The sequence below is a fragment of the Psychrobacter sp. CAL346-MNA-CIBAN-0220 genome, from assembly GCF_040309805.1.
Taxonomy (GTDB): Bacteria; Pseudomonadota; Gammaproteobacteria; order Pseudomonadales; family Moraxellaceae; genus Psychrobacter.
Genome location: NZ_JBEOPF010000195.1, coordinates 1 through 278, shown reverse-complemented (window position 1 = coordinate 278; position 278 = coordinate 1). Strand labels below are relative to the sequence as shown.

Sequence of the window (278 nt, the reverse complement as noted above, 5' to 3'; positions counted from 1 at the left end):
GCGCAAATCACTCCACATTCCATGCAGATGCATCGGATGATTCATCATCGTGTCATTGACTAAGGTAATACGTACGCGTTCGTTAGGCTTAATATTGACAGGGGTTGCATCTTTAAACATAACGCCATCTAAGGCCCAAATATAGCGCTCCATGTTACCCGTTAAATGTAGCTCGATCTCTCTAGTAGGCTGGCGCTGCTCCGCAAATATGGCCTCATCGACAGAGCGTAATTGGTCATAAGTCAAAACCTTTCTATCAATCTCACGCAGGTTGATAC

Annotated in this window: 1 protein-coding gene; it reads right to left on the bottom strand. The window is 45.0% G+C overall.

Annotated elements, in window-relative coordinates:
* Positions 1-278, bottom strand: a 278-nt coding sequence (locus tag AAEY88_RS13295; RefSeq protein WP_350563150.1) for a multicopper oxidase domain-containing protein, incomplete at both ends; no start/stop codon positions are given.